This is a genomic window from Scytonema sp. PRP1 (assembly GCF_036697665.2).
Taxonomy (GTDB): Bacteria; Cyanobacteriota; Cyanobacteriia; order Cyanobacteriales; family Nostocaceae; genus Kalymmatonema; species Kalymmatonema gypsitolerans.
On sequence record NZ_JBAHYJ020000098.1, the window covers coordinates 29,250 to 51,124 of the forward strand.

General features: G+C 42.3%; 14 protein-coding genes and 1 pseudogene. 4 read left to right on the forward strand and 11 right to left on the reverse strand.

What is annotated here, in order from left to right; all coding sequences use genetic code 11:
- The 5 genes from V5G28_RS26220 to V5G28_RS26240 form a co-directional block, all read right to left on the reverse strand.
- Entirely contained in the window at positions 1 to 6,165 is a 6,165-nt protein-coding gene (locus tag V5G28_RS26220; RefSeq protein WP_336231343.1) for a tetratricopeptide repeat protein, read from the reverse strand.
- A gap of 168 nt (positions 6,166 to 6,333) precedes the next feature.
- A complete protein-coding gene (locus V5G28_RS26225) occupies positions 6,334 to 7,515 on the reverse strand; it encodes a P-loop NTPase fold protein (RefSeq protein WP_332991773.1) in 1,182 nt (393 codons plus the stop codon).
- Between the two features lie 185 nt (positions 7,516 to 7,700).
- On the reverse strand, positions 7,701 to 8,636 hold the full coding sequence (locus V5G28_RS26230; RefSeq protein ID WP_332991797.1) for an alpha/beta fold hydrolase: 936 nt from the start codon (positions 8,634 to 8,636) through the stop codon (positions 7,701 to 7,703).
- A 19-nt stretch (positions 8,637 to 8,655) separates the two neighbouring features.
- Entirely contained in the window at positions 8,656 to 9,141 is a 486-nt protein-coding gene (locus tag V5G28_RS26235; RefSeq protein WP_332991775.1) for a DUF4112 domain-containing protein, read from the reverse strand.
- A 153-nt stretch (positions 9,142 to 9,294) separates the two neighbouring features.
- Positions 9,295 to 10,527, reverse strand: coding sequence for an RNA-guided endonuclease InsQ/TnpB family protein (locus V5G28_RS26240; protein ID WP_332991799.1), 1,233 nt, complete (start codon positions 10,525 to 10,527; stop codon positions 9,295 to 9,297).
- A gap of 136 nt (positions 10,528 to 10,663) precedes the next feature.
- Here V5G28_RS26240 and V5G28_RS26245 point away from each other — a divergent pair, with 136 nt between their 5' ends.
- Positions 10,664 to 11,113, forward strand: a complete 450-nt coding sequence (locus V5G28_RS26245) for a hypothetical protein (RefSeq protein ID WP_332991777.1) — start codon at positions 10,664 to 10,666, stop codon at positions 11,111 to 11,113.
- A gap of 77 nt (positions 11,114 to 11,190) precedes the next feature.
- Here the strand turns inward: V5G28_RS26245 and thrC are convergent, their stop codons facing one another.
- Positions 11,191 to 12,282, reverse strand: coding sequence for a threonine synthase (gene thrC, locus V5G28_RS26250; protein ID WP_332991778.1), 1,092 nt, complete (start codon positions 12,280 to 12,282; stop codon positions 11,191 to 11,193).
- A 296-nt stretch (positions 12,283 to 12,578) separates the two neighbouring features.
- Here thrC and V5G28_RS26255 point away from each other — a divergent pair, with 296 nt between their 5' ends.
- Positions 12,579 to 12,785, forward strand: a complete 207-nt coding sequence (locus tag V5G28_RS26255) for a hypothetical protein (protein WP_332991780.1) — start codon at positions 12,579 to 12,581, stop codon at positions 12,783 to 12,785.
- Between the two features lie 258 nt (positions 12,786 to 13,043).
- Here V5G28_RS26255 and V5G28_RS26260 read toward each other — a convergent pair whose 3' ends face one another.
- Entirely contained in the window at positions 13,044 to 15,518 is a 2,475-nt protein-coding gene (locus tag V5G28_RS26260) for a hypothetical protein (protein WP_332991782.1), read from the reverse strand.
- An 817-nt stretch (positions 15,519 to 16,335) separates the two neighbouring features.
- Positions 16,336 to 17,559: a glycosyltransferase family 4 protein gene (locus V5G28_RS26265; protein ID WP_332991784.1), complete on the reverse strand. Its 1,224-nt coding sequence runs from the start codon at positions 17,557 to 17,559 to the stop codon at positions 16,336 to 16,338.
- A 181-nt stretch (positions 17,560 to 17,740) separates the two neighbouring features.
- On the opposite strand from V5G28_RS26265, the pseudogene V5G28_RS26270 reads away from it, so the two are divergent.
- Positions 17,741 to 18,687 (forward strand): annotated as a pseudogene (locus V5G28_RS26270) (glycosyltransferase family 2 protein).
- Between the two features lie 420 nt (positions 18,688 to 19,107).
- Here the strand turns inward: V5G28_RS26270 and V5G28_RS26275 are convergent.
- The 3 genes from V5G28_RS26275 to V5G28_RS26285 are packed head-to-tail and all read right to left on the reverse strand — an operon-like array spanning position 19,108 to position 21,461.
- Positions 19,108 to 19,812: a Rho termination factor N-terminal domain-containing protein gene (locus tag V5G28_RS26275; RefSeq protein WP_332991786.1), complete on the reverse strand. Its 705-nt coding sequence runs from the start codon at positions 19,810 to 19,812 to the stop codon at positions 19,108 to 19,110.
- Positions 19,809 to 21,158, reverse strand: a complete 1,350-nt coding sequence (locus V5G28_RS26280; protein ID WP_332991788.1) for a ParA family protein — start codon at positions 21,156 to 21,158, stop codon at positions 19,809 to 19,811. Before V5G28_RS26280 ends, V5G28_RS26275 begins: the two co-directional genes overlap by 4 nt.
- 60 nt (positions 21,159 to 21,218) lie before the next feature.
- Positions 21,219 to 21,461 (reverse strand): hypothetical protein, encoded by a 243-nt coding sequence (locus V5G28_RS26285; RefSeq protein ID WP_332991791.1) that lies wholly within the window; start codon positions 21,459 to 21,461, stop codon positions 21,219 to 21,221.
- Between the two features lie 58 nt (positions 21,462 to 21,519).
- Here V5G28_RS26285 and V5G28_RS26290 point away from each other — a divergent pair, with 58 nt between their 5' ends.
- Positions 21,520 to 21,735 carry a hypothetical protein gene (locus tag V5G28_RS26290; protein ID WP_332991793.1) on the forward strand — a complete coding sequence of 72 codons (216 nt, stop codon included), beginning with the start codon at positions 21,520 to 21,522 and terminating at the stop codon, positions 21,733 to 21,735.
- Positions 21,736 to 21,875: the final 140 nt, after the last annotated feature.

The window sequence follows — 21,875 nt, forward strand, 5'->3', positions numbered from 1 at the left end:
CTACGGGTTTGATGGATGCATCAACTGCTTTACCTCCACTGCTTCTTTTTGTAAATCCAACTCTCGGTATATTTGCAGACTTTCAGATAAAAACTGAGTCGCAATTGGCTCTGCATCAGGCTGATTTTGTTGTGTACGTTTTTGGTAAATTTCGCCCAAGAGCTTGAGTGCTGCGGCTTCCCGTTTGCGGCGGTTATACTCCTGAAAGATTTGCAGACATTCTTGAGCGATTTCTTCCGCACGATTGAGATTTTCTAAAACTTCCACCTCTAAATAAGCACGAGCCATATCGAGAGCTTCATTGGCTCTATCCACTGTTTCCCCTAGTTCAGTAAGATAAGTTAAGGCAGTGTGGTAACATTGCTCGAACAGGACGACTTGTTCTTGTATTAATGAGTTATCGCTAGGTAAGAGGCTCAGGCGTTTTGAGTAGAGTAAACCGAGAATGGTGTAGTCATAAGCTAGATTATCCTTATAATCGCCTGTCGTATTAAGTTGAATTGCTTGATGGATATTATTTTCAGCTTGTGTTAATAGATTGAGAGCTACAACGTGATCTTGATAAGTTTTAGCTAAAAGTGTTTGAGCATAACCAAGTCTCCTAAAAGTCTGAGCTACATTATTATCTCGGCCTAACTGTTGGTAAGCTTCCTTGCTTTGTTGATAGGAATTGATTGCTTGCTCGTATTTATTCCACTCTTGATAAATTATTCCTAACTGATAGTAAGCATCGGCAATATTGACTTGGTCATCCAACTGCTGACGGATGGCTAAGTCTTGATTTTCACATTCAATAGCTTGCTCATATTTCCCCCATTCACTGTAGCAGTCAGCCATCCAGTACCACTGGTTAGCTACACTTTTATTTCGACCTAACTGTTGGTGTATTTCTCGGCTTTGTTGATAATAATTAATTGCTTGTTCGTATTTACTCCACCCTTGATAAATCCGACCTAACTGATAGTAACCATCGGCAATACCCACTTGGTCATCTAACTGCCGACGAATGGCTAAGTCTTGATTTTCACATTCAATAGCTTGCCCATATTTCCCCCATTCTCTGTAGCAGTCAGCCATCCAGTACCACTTGTTAGCTACACTTTTATTTCGACCTAAGTGTTGGTGTATTTCTCGGCTTTGTTGATAATAATTAATTGCTTGTTCGTATTTACTCCACCCTTGATAAATCCGACCTAACTGATAGTAACTATCGGCAATACCAACTTGGTCATCTAACTGCCGACGAATGGCTAAGTCTTGGTTTTCGCACTCAACTGCTTGCCCATATTTCCCCCATTCTCTGTAGCAAATAGCTAACCTATACCACTGGTCAGCTACACCCTTATCTCGACCTAACTGTTGGTGTATTTCTCGGCTTTGTTGATAGTAATTGATTGCTTGCTCGTATTTACTCCACCCTTGATAAATCCATGCTAGTACTAAGAAAACATCAGCAATACCCACTTGGTCATCTAACTGCTGACGAATGGCTAAGTCTTGGTTTTCGCATTCAAGTGCTTGCTCATATTTCCCCCATTCTCTGTAGCAAACAGCCATGCAGTACCATTGGTTAGCTACATTTTTATCTCGACCTAACTGTTGGTAACCTTCCTTGCTTTGTTGATGGTAATGGATTGCTTGTTCGTATTTTTCCCACCCTTGATAAATCCGACCTAACTGATAGTAACCATCGGCAATACCCACTTGGTCATCTAACTGCTGATGAATAACTAAGTCTTGGTTTTGACATTCAATAGCTTGCTCATATTTCCCCCATTCTCTGTAGCAGTCAGCCATCCAGTACCACTGGTTAACTACACTTTTATTTCGACCTAAGTGTTGGTGTATTTCTCGGCTTTGTTGATAATAATTAATTGCTTGTTCGTATTTACTCCACCCTTGATAAATCCGACCTAACTGATAGTAACCATCGGCAATACCAACTTGGTCATCTAACTGCCGACGAATGGCTAAGTCTTGGTTTTCGCACTCAACTGCTTGCCCATATTTCCCCCATTCTCTGTAGCAAATAGCTAACCTATACCACTGGTCAGCTACACCCTTATCTCGACCTAACTGTTGGTGTATTTCTCGGCTTTGTTGATAGTAATTGATTGCTTGCTCGTATTTACTCCACCCTTGAGAAACCCTACCTAACTGATAGTAAGCACCGGCAATATTAACTTGGTCATCCAACTGCTGACAAATGATTAAGTCTTGATTTTCGCACTCAACTGCTTGCCCATATTTCCCCCATTCTCTGTAGCAAATAGCTAACCAGTTCCATAGACCGGCTACATCCTTATCTCGACCTAAGTGTTGGTTAAGTTCCTTGCTTTGTTGATAGTAGTTGATTGCTTGCTCGTATTTCTCCCACCCTTGATAAATCCTACCTAACTGATAGTAAGCACCGGCAATATTAACTTGGCCATCCAACTGCTGACAAATGGTTAAGTGTTGATTTTCGCATTCAAGTGCTTGTGAATACTTCCCCCATTCTCTGTGGCAATCACCTAATCGGTACCACTGATAGGCTACATTTCTTTCTCGACCTAACTGTTGGTAAAGTTCCTTGCTTTGTTGATAGTAGTTGATTGCTTGCTCGTATTTGCCCCACCCTTGATAAATCCTTCCTAACTGATTGTAAGCATTGGCAATACTAGCTCGGTCATCCAACTGCTGACGAATGACTAAATCTTGGTTTTCACATTCAAGTGCTTGCGAATATTTCCCCCATTCTCTGTAGCAATCACCTTGCCAGTACCACAGGTTAGCTACATCCTTATCTCGACCTAAGTGTTGGTAACGTTCCTGGCTTTGTTGATAGGAACTTATTGCTTGCTCGTATTTGCCCCAGCCTTGATAAATCTTTCCCAAGCGAAAGTAAGCACTGGCAATACCAACTTGATCATATAACTGCTGACGAATGGCTAAGGCTTGGTTTTGGCATTCAATGGCTTGCTCATATTTCCCCCATTCTCTGTAGCAATCACCTAACCAGTACCACATGTTAGCTACATCCTTATCTCGACCTAACTGTTGGTCAAGTTCTTTGCTTTGTTGATAATAAGTAATTGCTTGTTCGTATTTTCCCCAATCTTGATATACTCTCCCAATATTGTAAAAAATACTTGACTCATATTGAGAATTTAAGAGTTCCTTGGCAACAGCTAATGCCTTCTGGTAATAGACTAATGACTGTTCATATTTTTTGTCCAACCTTTGACACCAGCCCCAATGTCTCCAGAAAATAAATAAAGTATTTTGTTGAGGATAATCAGCCATTTTTGATCGATTGTAATAGCCATCAGCCTTTTCATACTCTTCCTTCTCTTCATAACACTTGGCTAATGCCCAACAAACAAATGGTCGAAGGCTACTATCTAATTCCTCTTCTCTCTCTCCAAAAATATCACTTGCTTTGTCATATTTATCTTTCCGAAGATAAGACATTGCTGTGAGAAAAGTTAACGCTTTTTGACATACTGCATCATGACTATACCGCTGTTGATAGGCTTCAAGAGCAGGTGTTATTTCTTCACCCAATTCTGCCATTAAATCCGCAATACTACAAAACAGTGAAGGCTCTAATTGATGAACAATTTCTGTAGCGCAATTCACTAATTCTGCTAATTCAACACAAGCAACATAGAAGAGAGCAGTTTTTGCCTTGACACGAATTTCTTCTGAGAGCGTTGAATCATTGGCTTTTTGTCTCAGGAACTCTATGACTTCATTTTTTTGGTTAAACAGTTCAATTTTCCGAAGCAGTCTCAGGAGTTCTTTAGTGATATCATCTTCAAAATCAGCATCTACACCAAGATATGTAAGAACTAACTTACGAATTATCTTCTTACGTAGAGAACTGCTATTAACTTCAACTTCAGCAATAACTTTTCCTGCAAACAATAAATCTTTCAGTTGGAATTCCAATTGTCTCAAATTGCTTGCTGATTCATCTTCAGCTTTTAACCAGACAAGTTTTACATCATCAGGTGAAAAACTTTTAATTTTTATTTCTCCATGTTGCAGCACAGGTTCATAATCTTCCAGATTGATAATCTTAAATAAGTTGTCGATAAGTTTCTTAACTTGTGAGGGAAAATTGTCGCCATAATACCCCAAAGCTAACAAAATCGGCTCATTCCATCGTGGTTCATGCAGATGTTCCTGAATAAGACGCAAAATCTCACTTTGGTCATTATCAGCAATATGACGAGCAGCAAAATACTCCTCAAACGTCAGGTGCATAAAGCCATAAACCCCAGGCATACGTTCCACAAATAAACCTGTGGTTTCCCGCACCTTCCGCAAAAACTCCGCAACTGCTTGACGGATAGAGTCTGACTCCGGCTCAGCATCATTTATTTCCGCCAGTTCAGTTGCTAGTTTCTCTTCCACTTCCGCCTGCGTCACCAAACCGGAAGGTTTTGTCTCATGCATCCAGTACGCTAGGGGTGCTAAAAGTTGTACAACCTCGCTTTCCTTTAACATCACTCTCGGTGCATCAGGTAATTTCTTACCGAGTTGCCAATCTTCAGTTAATGTTTGCACTGCCAACTCGTAAAGTTTCACCCGACGGTTAGGTAGACGTTCGCCATTCCGGTGAATCAGCGCCAAAATTGTCAACAGCAACGGGTTCGCCGTCAATCGCTTCACACCTTCATTATCTTCAATCGCCTTCAATATGTCCTGCGCCTGCTCATCTCCTCTTCTTTGCCATTGCTCCTCGCCAGCGTCTGGCTGCTGTGCTTCTTCAATCACTCGACACCAGCGATACAGGAATCGCTCAACCTGTTCGCCGTCCATATCTTCAATGGTAAACTCTGCAAACCGACTGCTAAGTTGCACATCGCGGTAGCCAGCAATGCGGCTGGTAATCACAAATTTATTAGCGGGGAACTCTTCGACAAACTGATTGATGTGTTCTACAATATGTTCGCGGCTTTTTTGGTCAAAGACTTCATCTAACCCATCCAGCAGCATCAAGCACTGTCCTTGGTGCATCGCATCTAACAACAGCTCTGTCACCTCAGTTCCCACTTCTTCCTGTGCTTGAAAATCAGCTTCCCACTCGCGGTAGAATTGGCGCAGATATTCCCGCAAAGTCAACTCTGGTTGTTGTTTCAGTCGCTCTGCATAGTCAGCAATACGAAAGAAAATTGGTAACAGAGTTTTACCTAACTCTTTCTTCTCTTCATCAACAATGACTGTTTCCTGATTATCTCTTTTTGCTGTTGCATAATGCAGTGCTAAGTACCGCAGAAGCGTAGTTTTTCCTGCACCAGGAGCACCCAAAATCACACTATAAGAATGCTTCCGCACTGCTTCGGATAAATCTACTTTTTGTATAACAGTTCTAGCACTTGAATGAGCACTTGAAACAGATACAAATTTTTGACTCGGTGGTTCATAATCATAATAACCAGGTTCATCCCAATCATCGAGACTGGTACCCATCATCTTCAATCTGGAACTATCCCCAGTCATCGACTCAAATTCTCGTTCACTGCGTTCAAAAGTTTCCGTAATTTCCTGTCGCCGTTGCGCTTGCAGGGAAACATAAATTTGGTCAAGAAAAATATCAACTTGGCGATTGACCTGCATCACACCGCTCATTTTAAGATAAGAATTATCGGCAATCAGCCACTCTAAATAGGGATAAAGTAAAGGATTACGTGTCTCAAACTGCACCACCTTTTCACGCCAATCCCAAAAATCAGGCGCACGATGACGAAATTCATCTAAAAACTGACTTTTATTTAACCAAAAAATGAGTACTAAGTTTCTACCAAATAGCTCTTCTCTACCTAAATTCAACCGCTGCATCTCTATCACTAAGCGTGGCGTAGGTAACTGATCAAGCCCAAACGCCATCACTAATTTGCGTTCTTCTTGAGAATTCTGCTGTTGACTGTCATCTAAGCTATAAAGAAAATTATGGAACGAGTTCTGACTATAAAAAAAATTCTCATACTGAAAATGTTCTTCACTGGTTTCTAAACACTCCTGCAGCTTCTTTACCACTGGATGCTGGGGACTACTCTCTGGTGCAATGGCGAAAATAATTGTCGTCCCACTGGAAAGTTCCATTACGCTAACTAATTTCTCTAATTCTGCTTTGTCAGATTCGCTCAGAGAATAGTTGGACTCATAAGAAATCATATAGAAAACCAGTGTTAAATTGTTTTTTTTAATGATAATACACCTAGTTTATATAGTCTTATTAACAGCTTGCCAACGCTGCAAATCTTCAATTAGGATAGGATTAATATCAAACCAAGGTTCCTGTCTTGAATTGTAGTAACCTAAGACTAATTTGTTCTGTAAAAGTTAATCACAAATAATAAATTCACCTTTGTTAGGTAAGCTATGCGTTTTAGTTGTTAGCTTGCCAGTGCAATGTACAGAATCAAGTTCAGGATAGTGGTAGTCACTCAAATTATATTCCTTACGGACTTCTTGCACTGCCTCTTGAGCAGTTTTTAAATCTACTAAAATCAATTTATTCCGCAACCCAATTTCACAAGCAGTACGTGCTAATCTAACTAAATCTCGCATCACACCGCCGCTTTTCTCACAAATGAGTTCCAGTGCATCAGGATTAAATAAACCTTTGTAACTATCACCTAAACTACGAATACGTTTGTTAATAACATCATTGAGAATCTTCCTGCCACTGGAATTAGGATGAGTTGTCGGGCATAAATTTTCATCACATTCAAAAACCGGAGGATTATGTAAATCCAAACATTTTTGAAAGCTTTCCATAGGCTGACGAAAGCTTGGAGAATATCGTAGAGCAATGGGAATAGAATAGATAATATGACAGTTTAATTCTGTCAACAATGGACTAGAAAACATCTCCAAAGCTGTTTCTAAATCATGCCGATCCAATCCATCAACAATAATTAGTAATTTTTGTCGTGTTTCTTTTTCTGCTTCGTCAATAATGGTATTAACTTGGTTAATAATCTCACTTAGCAAAGGGCGAACATTGAGAGTTTTTGTGACTTCTCTGGTTAAACCGCGTTTGAGAATTAGTCCTACTTTGTCTAAAAATTTTGGCAATCCTAAACCTTCAGTGTAGCTATCTTTATCTTGATAAACTACAGTTTTTAGGCTTTCTTGCAAATCTATTAGTAATTTATCTTTGGTAAATAGCCAATCAGATTCAAAAGCTTGACGCGCAATTTCTAACCCAATTAATACTACAACTTCCGCATAGCCAATATTGTAACGGTCAAGAGCCGTTTGTGTATCTATCCAGATAACTGTATAATTATCATTTAACTTTTGTTGCAGTCGCCGCAACTCCGTAGTTTTTCCCCCACCACGATGTCCAGCCAGTAAAAATTGTGCTGGATCATCTTCCATCGCCAATAAACTTGCAAGCTTATCTACTGGACTGTTATCTCTCTGGACATAAAAATTTTTCAGTTCTTCAGGTGTAGCAAGAGGTTCTTCTGGCTTGAATAGCTGGTAAGCAGCTCTCCAAAAATTAGTATTGCTCATGCTGATAATAAACTGATCAGAAGACTATATTTTTAAGTATAGTCGCTGTTTTTGAGTATCATCGCTGTTTATCAGCATAAAGGCGATCGCGTGGACACCACTAAGTACTCAGAACTCCGCAGCGCTTGGACTCAGAATTGAACTGAGTTCTGTGTTCTGACAACAGAGTTCTTTTTAATCCTTGTTCAACAAAAATTGGTTTCTTGCAAGAAATTAAGAATCGCTGCATTCACCGCTTCCGAAGCACCTGTGGACGCATCATGATGGCAGTTAGGCAGAATTTGTAATTTAGCATCGGGAAGGCGCTGACGCAATTTTTCCCCATCGCTAGCAGGAAACCAACTATCTTGTTCGCCCCATAAAATCAGGGTAGGACATGTTACCGCACCGAGATTATTCTGAAGTTTACTGATAAAACTTGGTTTATTTGTTTGCAAGTGTTCAATTTCCCGCGCTGCTATTTGTAACTCTTCCGCCACCTTCGTAAGCGTCCCAGGAATTTCAGTGTAAGGGTAAGTTATCCAGTAAACATCATCCTGCGTCAGTATTGATGGATCGTACAAGACTCCACGCCTTTCTATTGCCATAATTTCTCTCACCAGTGGTGCAAATAGGTGCGCTAGACGAGAGGAGTCAATTGCCTGCACGATTTCTAAAGGTAGCTGAGAAAGCAACCACATTCCCCAATGAGGTAACTGTTGAGGAAAAATAGGTACATTTACCAGCACAAGCCGCGCTATTAACTGGGGATTTGCTTGGGCAAGACCAAGGGCAATTAATGCACCTAAAGATTCTGCCACAAGAACCACGGGTTCATCACATAAGGAAACAATGACTCTTTCTAACTCAATGATTTGATGACCAGGCTGTTCTCTGCGAAACACAGGTTTTTCGGAAAACCCGTAACCTTTGGCATCAAAACAAATAACCCGAAAATTTTTTGATAGCGGCTCGACGCTGTGACGCCAATTGTAGCTCCAGCTGCCAACACCATGTAATAAAAATAAGGGTTTACCTGTACCTTTTTCACCGTAAGCGATTTTTACAGGATACCCATTAGCATCGGTAATTATCAGACTTTGCCGCCCTTTGGGAAAAGTCTCTTGCCACCAGTCTTTCATTAATTTTGTCGTCACTTATCTAACCGCCCGTAAACAATCCAAGCAGCATTCCAAGCAGTTTCATGAGCATCACGGTAAATGCGACTAATCCAATAGCGACTATAAACAATACTGTCATAACCGCAAATACAAACCACTTGTCTGCCCTCTTCCTCTGGCTAGGAAACTTTAAATGATCTTCCAATAGCTTGATATTATACTCGTTAGCTTTCCAGCCGACATCAAACAAGTCCCCTGCGATCGGTATTGCACCTACTACGCCATCAATGATGATATTCAATACCATTCTACTTAAAGTAGATGCTGGCGCACCTAACCGGGCAGATTCTAGGACAATGTATGCCGAAAGCATAACTCCCAAAAAATCACCCCCGACAGGTATAAGTCCCAAAATTGGATCTAGACCAATACTAATCTCTGTTCCTGGAACGGTAATGACTCTATCCAGTAAGCGGCTTAGCTGACGCAGTCTTCTTAAAGTCGGTGCTTTGGCATCAAGTTCCATTGTGGGATAATGAGGGGGAAATTCAGATATTAGCGCGTTTGCGTTTGAGTTGTTAAACGCCTAAATATTCTACTCTCATCCTGAGAAAGTGAATGGCTGACCTCTGGTATATGTAACAATATGTACTAATTTTTTGCTTTGACACTCCTCGGGCTAAAGCCGCGAGGATTCTTGGTTCGTTGACTCGCCGTTAGACGACAGGGTTGCCCCAATCGCCCAAGAGGGCAAATCTCCCCAAGCGTAAGTTCCCGTGTGCCCCACGGTACTGAGTCCTTTTTTTAGGATGTTGATAGCTGCGTTCACGTCTCTATCCTCCACAAATCCACAATGTGGACAGACATGAGTCCTGGTGGATAGAGACTTTTTCACTTTCTCGCCACAGTTAGAGCAGTTTTGGGTTGTGTTATGGGGAGGAACGGCGACCGTTACCTTTCCATATTTATGACCAAAGTATTCTAACCATGCCCTGAAAGTTGACCAGCCTGCATCAGATATTGATTTTGCCAGTTGCGGGTTACGTACCATCCCTTTGACATTTAAGTCTTCATAGGCTACCAAATCGTTAGATTGGATGACGGAGTATGCAACACGCTTACAATACTCTTTTCGCTGCCTACTTACTCTTAAATGCTTGCGGGCATATCGATTTCTGGCTTTATGGTAGTTGGCGGACTGTGCTGCGCGGGCTTTTTTCTTGTTGGAGTCGTACTTTTTGGATTTCTTGCGGTTAGCACGATTCAATTGTTTTTCAGACTTGCGGTAAAACTGGGGAGATTGCTCAACGTTGCCTTTATCATCAGCAATGAAGTACTTCAATCCCAAGTCGATACCAACCATTTCCTTTGTTGGTTGAGTCTCAACCTTAACGTCAATATCAATTGCAAATTGGGCGTAATACCCATCAGCCCGACGTACTAATCGAACACGCTTAATTTGCGCCAAGTCGTAGTAGTTTAGGTCATAGGTTCCCTTTAATTTTAAGGTTCCTATTCCTTTTTTGTCTGAAAACGTTATGGCTTTACGGGTATTTTCAAGCTTCCAACCACTAGTCTTGTACTCGACTGAACGACAGTGTTTTTTAAACTTTGGAAATCCTTTTTTACCCTTAACCTTCTTTTTGCAGTTATCGTAAAACCGAGCTATTGCACTCCAAGCACGTTCCGCCGCAGATTGCCTAGCCATTGAATTAAGTTCATCCGCAAAGGAAAATTCAGCCGCTAGTACAGCACAATGTTTATTTAAGTCGTATCTATTCAAACTAGTACCCTTGTTGTCCATCCAGTAACGCAAGCATTTGTTCTGAATGAATTGACTAGTCCGAATAGCGTCGTCTATCGCTCTATACTGCTTATCTTTCCCTTTGACTTTGAACTCGTAAATGATCACTGGTTTCGACCTAACCAACTACCTCTTTATGTTAGCACATTGACATAAAGCCGCTCCTTTAGGACGGGGTTTTAGACCCAAATTCCTGATAAACTATGTTTTCAGGTTTTGCGGGTGATAAATTATATCAGCTTTTATGACTCAAGAATTAACTTCCCAGTGGTTGGCAGAAATTAAAGCACTCAAACAGCAGATAGCGGAACTTCAAGCAGAACACGATGCAGGGTGGCAAAGTGCCGAAAAATGGCGGAAACTCTACAACACAGAAGCAGAACAACGCCGTACAGATGCTCAGATGGCGCAACAGACGATCGCCTCTTTAAAAGCACAGATACAGCAAATGCAGGGTATTGAGGCAGCACAACTAGATGATCCCACAGCCACAACAGCCATTCAACAAGAAGTCGAACAACTCGAATCAGTGGAGGAATTGAAAGCCAGACTGATTGCGGTAACGAAAGAACGCGATCGCCTGCTGCAAGCTTTGAAAACAGAACAAGACAACCACTCCCAAACGCGCAAAAGCCTAACCACCGCCTTAGGTGATGCTATAGATGGTTTAACAAAGGAGAGAGGTAGTCAATAAGTAGGGGAGCAGGGGAGCAGGGGAAGCAGGGGAAGAAATGACTCCCTCATCTCCCTCATCCTCCCCACTCAGCACTTCTAAAACCCCATCGCCTCTGCGACTGCCAATAATTCTGGCGCAATGCCCTGTTTAAATTGACTTTGACTGTGTTTGATGGCAGTATCTGGGTCTTTTAAACCGTTGCCGGTGAGGACACATACCACAGTCGCGCCTGTGGGAACTTGGTCTTTCACCTGCAACAAACCAGCAACGGAAGCGGCGCTGGCGGGTTCGCAGAAAATCCCTTCTTCTGATGCCAAAAGGCGATAAGCATCAAGAATTTCCGCATCAGTGACGGCGTGGAAACTGCCCATACTGGCTTGTTGAGCGGCAACTGCTTTTTGCCAGCTTGCAGGGTTGCCAATGCGAATTGCTGTGGCTATGGTTTCTGGATGTGCCACTGGCTGACCATTCACGAGGGGAGCTGCACCTGCTGCTTGGAATCCCATCATCTTCGGTAGCCGATCGCACTTTCCGGCTTGATGGTATTGACAAAATCCCATCCAATATGCTGTGATGTTTCCCGCATTACCCACTGGGATGCACAGCCAGTCTGGAGCATCGCCCATGACATCAACAATTTCAAATGCTCCTGTTTTTTGCCCTTCTAGGCGGTAAGGATTGACGGAATTTACCAAGGTGATCGGATAAGTTTCTGCCATTTCGCGCACAATTTCCAGCGCTTGGTCAAAGTTACCTTTGATTGCCAGGACTTCTGCCCCATACAGCAGCGCCTGTGCCAACTTGCCCAACGCCACATAGCCATCAGGTATGATCACAAAGGCACGCATTCCCCCACGCCGAGCGTAAGCCGCTGCTGCTGCTGAGGTGTTGCCCGTACTGGCACAAATGACCGCCTTTGCCCCAGCTTCCTTTGCCTTAGAAATTGCTAATGTCATTCCTCGGTCTTTAAAGCTACCAGTGGGGTTCAGACCATCGTATTTAACGAAGACACGCACTTGTCTGCCAATGCGTTCTGCAATTGAGGGAACAGGTATTAAAGGTGTATTGCCCTCCTGCAGTGTGACAACTGGTGTTGTTTCGTTGACAGGTAAGTATTCGCGATATTGTTCTATCAGTCCAAGCCAGGGTTGGCGATGAGATTTAGCAGCAGACAGGCTCAAAGTCACGGTATTTTAAAGCTCTTAGCTCCAATTGAAAACAGCATCTGGTATATATTTTGCACTCCAGATGCCACCTACGCGCAACATGTTATCAATAAGTTACCAAACAAAGGCATTTTGCCTCTTGCGGGGTGCAGAACGAGAGAGTGTTTTGTTGGAACAAAACTATTGTATGTGCAGTCTCCTAGTACACAACCTGAGACATATTTCATTTGTGGTAGAAAAGTTTATAATTTTTTAATGATTCTTAAAACTTGGCTACTATAATATCTCTAGTGGTGTGAGTTAAGTTCTGGATAGATATGGCAATGTCTACATCTAGTGTTTCTGAATCTAGTGTTTCTGAAAATGAGTCCCGGGCTATCTGGGCAAACAAGTTGAACAAATGTTATTACCAAGCCGAGCAGTTAGATAAGTTTATGCATCTACAGGCAGAGGTTGATTGCTTGCTACAGCAACTGCAAAGTATGAAAACGCGAAAGGTATCTGCTACACACAAGGAGGAATAAGTCGCCAATATATTAGCGATACTTATTTAAAGTTAGTCATGAAGCGCGAAAAACAAGCGGACTAACATGGATTATTAATTGAGAATTTTCTCAATATACACGTAGGAGCGGCTAGCTCCGATAGCGCAGCGTGGCGAAGCCATAGTAACGCCTGTGGACAAGTAAGAGGCGTCTCTCTTGGTAGAAGCACGCCCAGCAGACAAAGTAGATGTCATGGACAACTATGGATAAGTTGTGTGTAGCAGTGTGATCAGTTTACTATTCAAAGCGCTGATTCTTTTGTGACCAAACTTTCAACCTATAACCGTGGGCATTCTCTAGAAGCAAACCTACAGATTGTCCTCCCGAAAGCTTGGCGATCGCCCTTAACAAAGCTGGGGAATCTTGCTTAAAATCAGTATAAATGACTTGACCACTATCAGACAAGATCAGCGTGTGAGGACGGGATTGATTATTGTCAGGACTTCTGAGTGTTGGCTGTTGCGGCGGAAAACTTCCGTCCTCGCTGGTATCTTGCATATCTAAAGATGCTATTGCCTCTGGCGAAATGGTTAGCACAGTTTCCGGCATCGCATCATCTGTTAAATCAACCTCTTGAACGGGCAAACTTCCTAGCTTTTGCAAGATATATTGCGAGTCTGGAACGGCACCACCAGGCAACTGACCAGATTCTTGGAGCGATCGCCACAATATTGGTAGCATGGCTTTTACCCTGAGCGCGTCTTGTTGGTACAGTTCTTGGAGCGTCATTGGTACTGACTCAACCCATTCTAAAGCAGAATTTGTCATTGCTAAAAGTGGTTGTTGTAGAGACGTTGCATATAAAGTCTCTACACTCTCATCAGCAGCAACGAGTAACCGCAAGACGCCATCGCGAAATTGCACGGCTTTGATGGTGGCTGTTGTCGTTACCTGTTCTCTGTTTGCCAGCCAGACGACTATTTGAATTTCCGGGTCAGAATCTATACCTAAAGCCTTCCACAAAAATTTTTCTTTTGAAGTTTGAGGAGGCTTTAAATTTGTAAACGGGAAATATAGCCAGCGTCTTCCATCATGAAATGCAGAGACTTCCACCTGATACCAAACCTGGTTATCAGCTTTTTGTAGAGACACGTCTTGCTGCGTATCTACAAAAATACTATGGCGCTTATCTTCAAAAACCCTATGACGCGTCTGTTGTGAGGGAGGTTTTAGCCAGTCAGCGGCGTTAACTTCAGCGATTGATTGTACCGAACCAACAATCTGGCTGTCGTGAGTAGGGATTTGAGATGCGGCGTCACCATTGAGTTGTCCTAACAACCCTTGAATATAGGTAAGGGTGTCTGTTGTGGTTTTGGATTGCCCGTTTAACCAGGAATTCGCCCGTTGTTGCCCATACTTGGCTGCTAAAATCAAGGCACCCCAAGCTTGCACCGACTGTTGATTTGGGTTCACCCGCAATTGTGCTTCTACACGACTCCACAACCGTCCTTTATCTGCTTTTAGTAAGGTGGCAATTTCTTTGGCATTTTCCAGCGAAGCCTCAAACACTTGTAAAGCTTTGTCCCAACGACCATCTATTAAATCTGCCAAAACTTGTTGGCTGGGACTTGTCGAAGTTGTGTCTGCTTGGGTTTTGGTAACTTGGGAATGCAAGCCAATCACATCCATTTGCGCTTGTGCGGCTTCTGGAAGCTTTTCCGTCAGCTGTTTTTTGAGAGATTCCAACTGTTTAAAGGCTGGTGTCCACAGTCCGCTACGGGCTAACATCAAGGCATTTTGGTACTCTGAATCTTGAAGGGCTGGTGAAGTCAGGGAAATTTGCTCTAGTTGAATAGGGTTGAGGACAAACTTGACAGGGTTGACTTGATAAACGCGTAGGTGCGGTTCTAAACCAACTGTTTGATCCACGACTAACTCTTTTGCATCACCACCAGTGACTTCCCGCCATTGAGGGAGTTGTCCACTCGGACTTGTCCAAGGCAGCATGAGTTGTAGGTGAGTGCCTTCGGGATTGTAGTAAACTATCTGACCATAGGCGATGGACTTTGCCCCGCTTTCGGCTGTCGCACTTGTTCCTTGTTGACGCTGTCCTCGTAAATAGAACCATACACCTGGCGAGGGTGTATCGCCCTCAAAACGACCTACTTCACTTAAAGGCAAGGGTAAACTGGAACCTTGGTTGTCATCAGTAGCATTGACGATGGGGGCGACAACAAAAGATTCTTCTGGTCCAGTCACTTTAAGTTGAGCGGCTAGATGATAGTATGCCTTTGATACAGATTGCAGTTCTGGGTTTCCTGCGCGTTGATAAACCCTAAGTTCAACTATATACTTGCAATCAGATTGACAATTAGCACGCTGCTTAAAAATAGGGAGTAAAAAAGAAGTTGTTGTGTCGCGTTCCAAAGGTAAGATTTGTCCCGCTATTTGTCCTTGTTTGCTGAGGGAATCTTGAATTTCTCTGAGGGTTTGGGAGCGTTCTAGCTTACTGTCGGAAGTATTTCCCCATCCTGGTAAAGATTTATTTAACCAGCTTACCTGCTCTGGATTAAGTATAAATTGAACGCTAATCCAAGCAAAAGTTGTAATTAAACCAGCGCTGCATAACAAAACCGTCATTGCTACCATCGACGCTAGCCAACTTCCCTGTTGAGGCTTTTCCTTGAATTTTTCAGAAATGCCCTTGAGTGGACTTGAATTCGGCTCATTTGGTCTGCATGGTTTTGGTGCAGGATTTGAAGGGTTTGCCATGCTACTTGTGCTGTAAATCCAATAGGTACTTTGGCAAGAGTATTTTCCTTTATACTCGTGTTCCTTAAATGTTGGTTAGAAACATTTAATGTTGGTGAGTGTGGAAAATTTTTCAATTTTCACTTTTGATTATTCTTTTCTTCTTTATTTACATTTATCAGGATACAATCCCTGATTTCCGCACATTTTTCCTCTTAACTTTCTCTTTTCTTTACAAAATCAGTAAATTCACCAATGCCAGAAAAACCACTCCTTAAATAGACTCTCATTATGTGTGTGTGAGTTGAGTGTAAAAAAAACCGAGAAACAAGAATGAACGGTTGCGGCTTTGTTGGTCGCGGCAATGAGAAACGGAGACATAAAAAGACACAGAGATAAGTTTTTCTGCGTCGTAAGTGTCTCCGTGTTTTCTTTCTTTTCTGATGTATCTATAAATCGTGTTTTTTTTAACTGAAGAAAGAAAAGCTATTTCATTAATTTTTTAAAGCAACTTTGTTTGGATAAATTTTCCAATTAGTTATTTTGATTACTGTTAAAAATGTTCCTAACAATGTCTTCATATATTCATAATTTGCTAGCGCTTTTCTTAGCGCTAACTTCTGCTGCGATTGTTGCCCAAGCTTCAAAAATTTTGATAAAACAGGACTTACGCAAAAACTCTCTGAAACTCTTATCCCTTCGTGTCCTTGGCGTCTTGGCGGTTCGTTTTTTCATTAATTTGCGTAAGTCCTATAAAATTTGATGACGAAAATCAACAAAATAATCATCGCCTCTTCGTCATCAATCAAGTCCTAAATCTTGAAGCTTGAGTCAATACTTAGGATCCACCACCTGTAAGGACTTCCTCATAGCGTTTACCAGCGCTATCCCAAGTGAATTCTGTTTCTACCAATTGTCTACCGTTACGAGACAATTCTGCTCGCAATTGCGGATTTTCAAATAATTGACAAACAGCAGTCACATATTCTGTAGGTTGATTTGCTCGTAATGCCCTCAGTGGTACATTTGCACCATCTACAGCCAGTCCTTCTAAACCGCGATCGCTTGCGACGACTGGTACACCTGCAGCGATCGCCTCTAAAGTTTTATTTTTAATCCCAAATCCCGTCCGCATTGGCACGACGCAGACAGTCGCTTTGTGCAAATACTCTACCATTGAAGGCACACGCCCTGTTACAATAATGCCAGGTTTTTCTTTAAGTGCTAAAACTTCTGGTGCAGGACGAGAACCAACAATATCGAAAGTCGTATCAGGGTAAAGTTTTTGAATTTCTGGTAAAACTTCGTTGCTGAAAAAGCACACAGCATCGATGTTTGCCAAATTATCCATTGCACCAATGAAAATTAAGCGGTGTCCCCCTGGATCAGTGGTACGGTTGGGAAACGAAACCAAATCTACGCCATTGGGAATGACTACAATTTCACTATTAGGGTGAAATTCTTGCATCTGAACCCTATCTTCTTCTGTTGTTACCACAATCGCCGAGAATTTAGAGCAGTAGCGTTGCTCGTAACGACGCAAAAGTGGTAGATACAGTCTATCTCGAAATCTATTTTCAGAAATACCAGTGTCTAGCTGGTTGCGACAGGTACCGTAGACAGAACTATGAACGTTGACTACAGTTCTGATTTGTTTTTGAAAGTAAGGGCGCACATAAATTTCATTCACGCTATGTTCGCAGGTAATGACATCACATTTCCCCGCCTCTATAAAGTTCTCAACCCAGATTTGCATTTCATCTGAGTAGCGGTTTAACACACTTGGGGGTGTCCCTTGTCGTATAAAAGTCATGAAGCGCTGAATTTTCTTGAGTATCCCTCCGTATCTACCTGAGTCTTTTGGGCGATTAAAAAGAATTAAGTTGTCAACACAATCCCGTAATCCTAGTATTTCTGCATCTGTAACATCAGGCTCCCGTTGAGTAACCAGGGTGATAGCATGGTGTTGACTGAGATACTTAAGTAAATTAAACGTCCTCACCTGCGTTCCACCTCGTGTAGGCGGATAGGGAAATGTAGACGATAGCATTAAAATTCTCATAGTGTACCGAGTAGCAAAAATAGGGAACTACAGCGATGATATACACATAATAATTTTTTTCCAAGCAAATATTTCAGTATTTGTACGTAATTGATTGTAAAATTATCATTTTTTTTCTGAAAAGTAAGAATGAAAAAAATTACATAATCCTACTATTCTTGCTTCTTCTAACTAAAAAAATATGCCTAAAATAAGTGTTTGCATTCCGACTTTTAATCGTGTAAATCTGCTACCTTTCGCCATTGAAAGTGTACTACAGCAGACTTATCAAGACTTTGAATTGATTATCTGTGATGATGGTTCTCAGGATGGGACACCTGAACTTATTTCGCAGTCTGCGGACAGGCCGCATCAAATACATCCGTCATCCGCAAAATATTGGTAAAAGTAATAATATGCGCTCTGGCTTTGATGCCGCAACGGTAATATTTTATGAAATTTGATGATGATGATAGGTTAACTCCAGTTTTCCTAACACGTACGGCAGCGATTCTTGATAAGGATTCTAGCATTGATTTTGTTGGAACTGACCACTGGGTGATTGATATTAACAACATCCGAGATAAGGCGAAAACCCAAGAAAATTCTCGCCGCTGGGGTAGGGCGAATTTACAAGCAGGTGTTGTTGATAATTTGTTAGAAGTTGTGTTTGTTAACCAAAGCTTTCAAATAGGCGCAACCTTATTTCGCCGTTCCACCTTGCAAGAGTTGGGATTTATGCAGCCCAATTGGCAAAATTGCGAGGATAATGATTTATTTGTCCGGTTGGCTTTAGTAGGAAAGAAAGGTTATTACCTACCAGAGTTGTTAATGGAATATCGCTTTCATGACCAACAGCAAGGTATTGATCGGGCAGTTCCTTATTTAAGAGATAAATTGCGGTATTTAGAAAGTTATAAGTTTCCATCAGACAAGCTAGAGAAAATTAGGCAACAGCGTCTTGCAGAAACACAGTTATTGTTAGGGTTACGCTTGATTGAAAAGGGTGAAACGCAAAAAGGTAGAGAATTAGTTTTGGCAGGTAAATCTTTTTCTCCTGCTAAGGCGTGGACTGGGTTAGGGTTATCGCTGTTACCTGTGGGGTTGCGTCCTTGGGCGTTTGGTTTGGTAAGAAGGGTGAAGGGGTAGGAGGTTAGCCAAGCGTTATCAATGGTATGCCCCCTTATATCATGTCCGCCTAATTAGTTATGATTCCCACGTTGATTTTACCCCACCCCCAACCCCCTTACAAAGGTAGGTATTTTGTATTTGGTCATTTTTTGACTATTTGAGCCGATGCTTAAATCCTCAAACAACCAAACCACGTTAAGCAATTGAGAATTTTCTCAACTATTTTCGAGATTCAAAAAAACCTACCCTTGAACCAACCCCTCCCCGCTCGCGGTCCGGGGACGTGAAGCGCAGCTTTACGGGGGCTAGGGGTCCCCTCTGGGGTTGGGGGACTGGGGTCCCCTTTGGGGATAGGGGAAAGGGGGTTCTTAGGTAATGATAAGTATTTAACCGGACTTGATATTACATAAGGTTAAGGAGGCTTTGTTTTTTTTAAGGTCAACTTTTCGATAGCAACTTAATTAAGTCTGGCTTTCTCTTGCCACTATATCCAGGAATTCCTCGTTCCCTTGCCATCTCTTTTAGCTTTGCAACTGTCAGAGTTTTTAATATTTCAGGTTCTATGATGACCCCAGAATCTATGACGGGTTTAATTGTTGTTGGCTCAGGAGTTAGGTAAAAAACTTCCTTGAGTGCATCTAACTTCTTTCCCCTAGTTATGCCGCATGACAACTTTGTGACTGGCTCGAAGTTTTTCCACTGGTTGCGGGGAGCCTCATCAATACGATTGGTGGCGATCGCCAGTTTCACCCCTTTCAATTCACTATTTGGCTTCTCAATGAGGTACTGCAACGCCGATTGAATTTCATCTCTGGTTGCGGTCGATAGGTTAACTTTCGGTACGAATTCCCCAGCGAGAATTTTGGTCACTTGAGATGTCTGCTCACTGGGGTCAGCAATAATACACCACACTTTCTCCAGCCCGGCTTCCTCTGCAACCGCGAAAATGAACGAGTTGCCGATAACTTCGTACTGGTCTTCACCAGTTTCTTTAACAATCACCGGAACCCAGTTGCGACCACCTGACTCATTAAGCGCTTTTGCAGATGCTTTGATTAAAAACTCTGGTGCGTTTGTACCTTTGCCTGGGTTAATTCCATCTTTATCAAGGCACATTAAATTCCCAATATCGCTTAAGCTCATTGTAGAAAATACTCCTTGGCTAATGCAAAATAGTAATCATATGCTGTTTTATTTCTATACACAGATGGCGTACGTGCAAAAGCAGCGTTCGCAATGTGGGCATAACTCGGCAAGTTGAAAATGTAGTGATCTGGTTTCGCTTGACTGTAACGGGAGTAAAAGTACGGCGTTAAGTCAAAGGGGTTAGTTTTATCCTTTTTCGCCTCTTCGATGATTTCATCCAATGCTCGGTCAGCCGTAGCTCGTGCTGCTGGGGTAATAGCTTCTCCGTTAAAGAAGATAGGCAGAGCTATTGGTCCCCCATCCTTCCTGAAAGTTTGGACTTCTGGAATGAATTGTTTGATAACAATTGCCGCATTCTGTAGAGAAAAGATGTTGTTGTGCTTGGTAGGAATTAAAACTACATCTGAAGCAGACACCGCGCTCTGGCTGAAGAAGTTCCAGTTGGGTGGAGAGTCAATTAAAATGTAGTCGTATAGAGATTTTAACGGGTCAATCACCTGCCTTAATTTACGTATACTAAAAACTTGCCGCAGTTTGTCTTCTCCTAGATCCGTCAGCTTTTTGTCACTTGGAATAACATCAAATGTTATTGTGCCAGTGGATTTTGTCGGGAAACTGAACCTGAACATCACCCCTGGAGGAAATGATGGACTCGGCTTATTTTCCAACCAGGAATACAGCGCATCTTCCTTTGGTTTCACATCTAGGGAGTTGGTTAAATCCTGCTGGTTCGGGTCAAAGTCAATAATTAATACTTGTTTTCCAAAAGCTGCCAATGTAGCTGCCAGATTTACCGTGGTTGTAGTCTTTCCCACGCCACCTTTATTGTTGTAAATGGCGACTGTGAGCGCTTTGGGAGGGTTGTCGATTTTAGCTTTGATAGCCGCCACAATCTCGTCAACGTTGTCAGGTGTAATTTCCAGACAGGATGACGCTGGGTGGATAACCTTGCCATGCTTCCTAAACAATTGAATGTGTCTGGAGTTTGTAATAATCCCCCATTGGGCAGATTTGCAATTTGAACCACGTAAATAACCGTGAAGCTGCTTAACTGCTGACCTATACTGTGCAAAATTTCCGCTTAGGTTAATATCTCTACCTTTTATTTCCAACAGTAGGTAGGGGTTAGACTTGGTGTTGACGAAGATGTCGTTCTGAGCATTCTTGCGAACAGCGTAATCAACGGCGCCAAAGCTATTGCCAGTAGCAAACTTGGGGACGGTTTCAGTTGCATCAAAACCTAGCAGCTTTAGCAGAGATGGAATGAATATGTTGCCAACTATTGGCTCTTGGGCATTACTCGGAAGATCCAACAGTACTTGCCTAAGTTTAGAAGAATTCATAAAATCAAGTAAGTTTAGTACAAAACCGCCACTTAGTAGGCGGTTTTCTGTTTAGTGCAATTAATAATTTCGCTGATGACCTGCTAATTGACAACCATTGACATAAGCATTTGCATAAGCCAGTTTTCGCCAACGCTCTACAAAAAGCGATTGCCCAAGGGCAGTGGCAAAGCCAATCGCTATTGCTACAATACTTTTTGCTTCATAGGTTGATATTAAACAGCGTACTTTAAGGGTGTCATATAAAACACTTCGGGAAATAAAGCGGGGCTGAAGAAAAAATGAAGTGATTGCGATCGCCAACGCCGATCGCCATTGTCCACCCTAGCTATCCATCCACCTCGGTACGCATTTATTGTTGATGTACAAAAATCCGGGTACCCAGACTTATAAAAGGCAAAGGCGATTACAAGGGAAAGCACTGCCCAAAAGGCGATCGCTCAACTGCATAAGTCAACTTCACCCGCATCTAATAATAATCGTCTGGTTAGGCTTAAGACCTATCTACAACACACCGTTGGTTGCCCCTTTCTACCTCATGGAAGGGGGTTTATTTTTGGGAAGGCGATCGCCGTAGGCGGGCACTTCGTGCTATCGCGCAAAAGTAACCGAGCAAAACAGCTGTTGACCTCTCCCCGATCTAAAGACACGGGGATTCTAAACTGTTGCTACAGGGAGGGCTGAAGCCGCTCCCTTCCGCTTTTTAGTTTTAGTTTC

What these genes read in the sequence shown, in the direction of transcription:
- V5G28_RS26220 (WP_336231343.1), bottom strand. Translation starts at nt 6,165, where the DNA reads ATGATTTCTTATGAGTCCAACTATTCTCTGAGCGAATCTGACAAAGCA.
- V5G28_RS26225 (WP_332991773.1), bottom strand. Translation starts at nt 7,515, where the DNA reads ATGAGCAATACTAATTTTTGGAGAGCTGCTTACCAGCTATTCAAGCCA.
- V5G28_RS26230 (WP_332991797.1), bottom strand. Translation starts at nt 8,636, where the DNA reads ATGAAAGACTGGTGGCAAGAGACTTTTCCCAAAGGGCGGCAAAGTCTG.
- V5G28_RS26235 (WP_332991775.1), bottom strand. Translation starts at nt 9,141, where the DNA reads ATGGAACTTGATGCCAAAGCACCGACTTTAAGAAGACTGCGTCAGCTA.
- V5G28_RS26245 (WP_332991777.1), top strand. Translation starts at nt 10,664, where the DNA reads ATGACTCAAGAATTAACTTCCCAGTGGTTGGCAGAAATTAAAGCACTC.
- V5G28_RS26255 (WP_332991780.1), top strand. Translation starts at nt 12,579, where the DNA reads ATGGCAATGTCTACATCTAGTGTTTCTGAATCTAGTGTTTCTGAAAAT.
- V5G28_RS26260 (WP_332991782.1), bottom strand. Translation starts at nt 15,518, where the DNA reads ATGGCAAACCCTTCAAATCCTGCACCAAAACCATGCAGACCAAATGAG.
- V5G28_RS26265 (WP_332991784.1), bottom strand. Translation starts at nt 17,559, where the DNA reads ATGAGAATTTTAATGCTATCGTCTACATTTCCCTATCCGCCTACACGA.
- V5G28_RS26275 (WP_332991786.1), bottom strand. Translation starts at nt 19,812, where the DNA reads ATGAGCTTAAGCGATATTGGGAATTTAATGTGCCTTGATAAAGATGGA.
- V5G28_RS26280 (WP_332991788.1), bottom strand. Translation starts at nt 21,158, where the DNA reads ATGAATTCTTCTAAACTTAGGCAAGTACTGTTGGATCTTCCGAGTAAT.
- V5G28_RS26290 (WP_332991793.1), top strand. Translation starts at nt 21,520, where the DNA reads ATGTACAAAAATCCGGGTACCCAGACTTATAAAAGGCAAAGGCGATTA.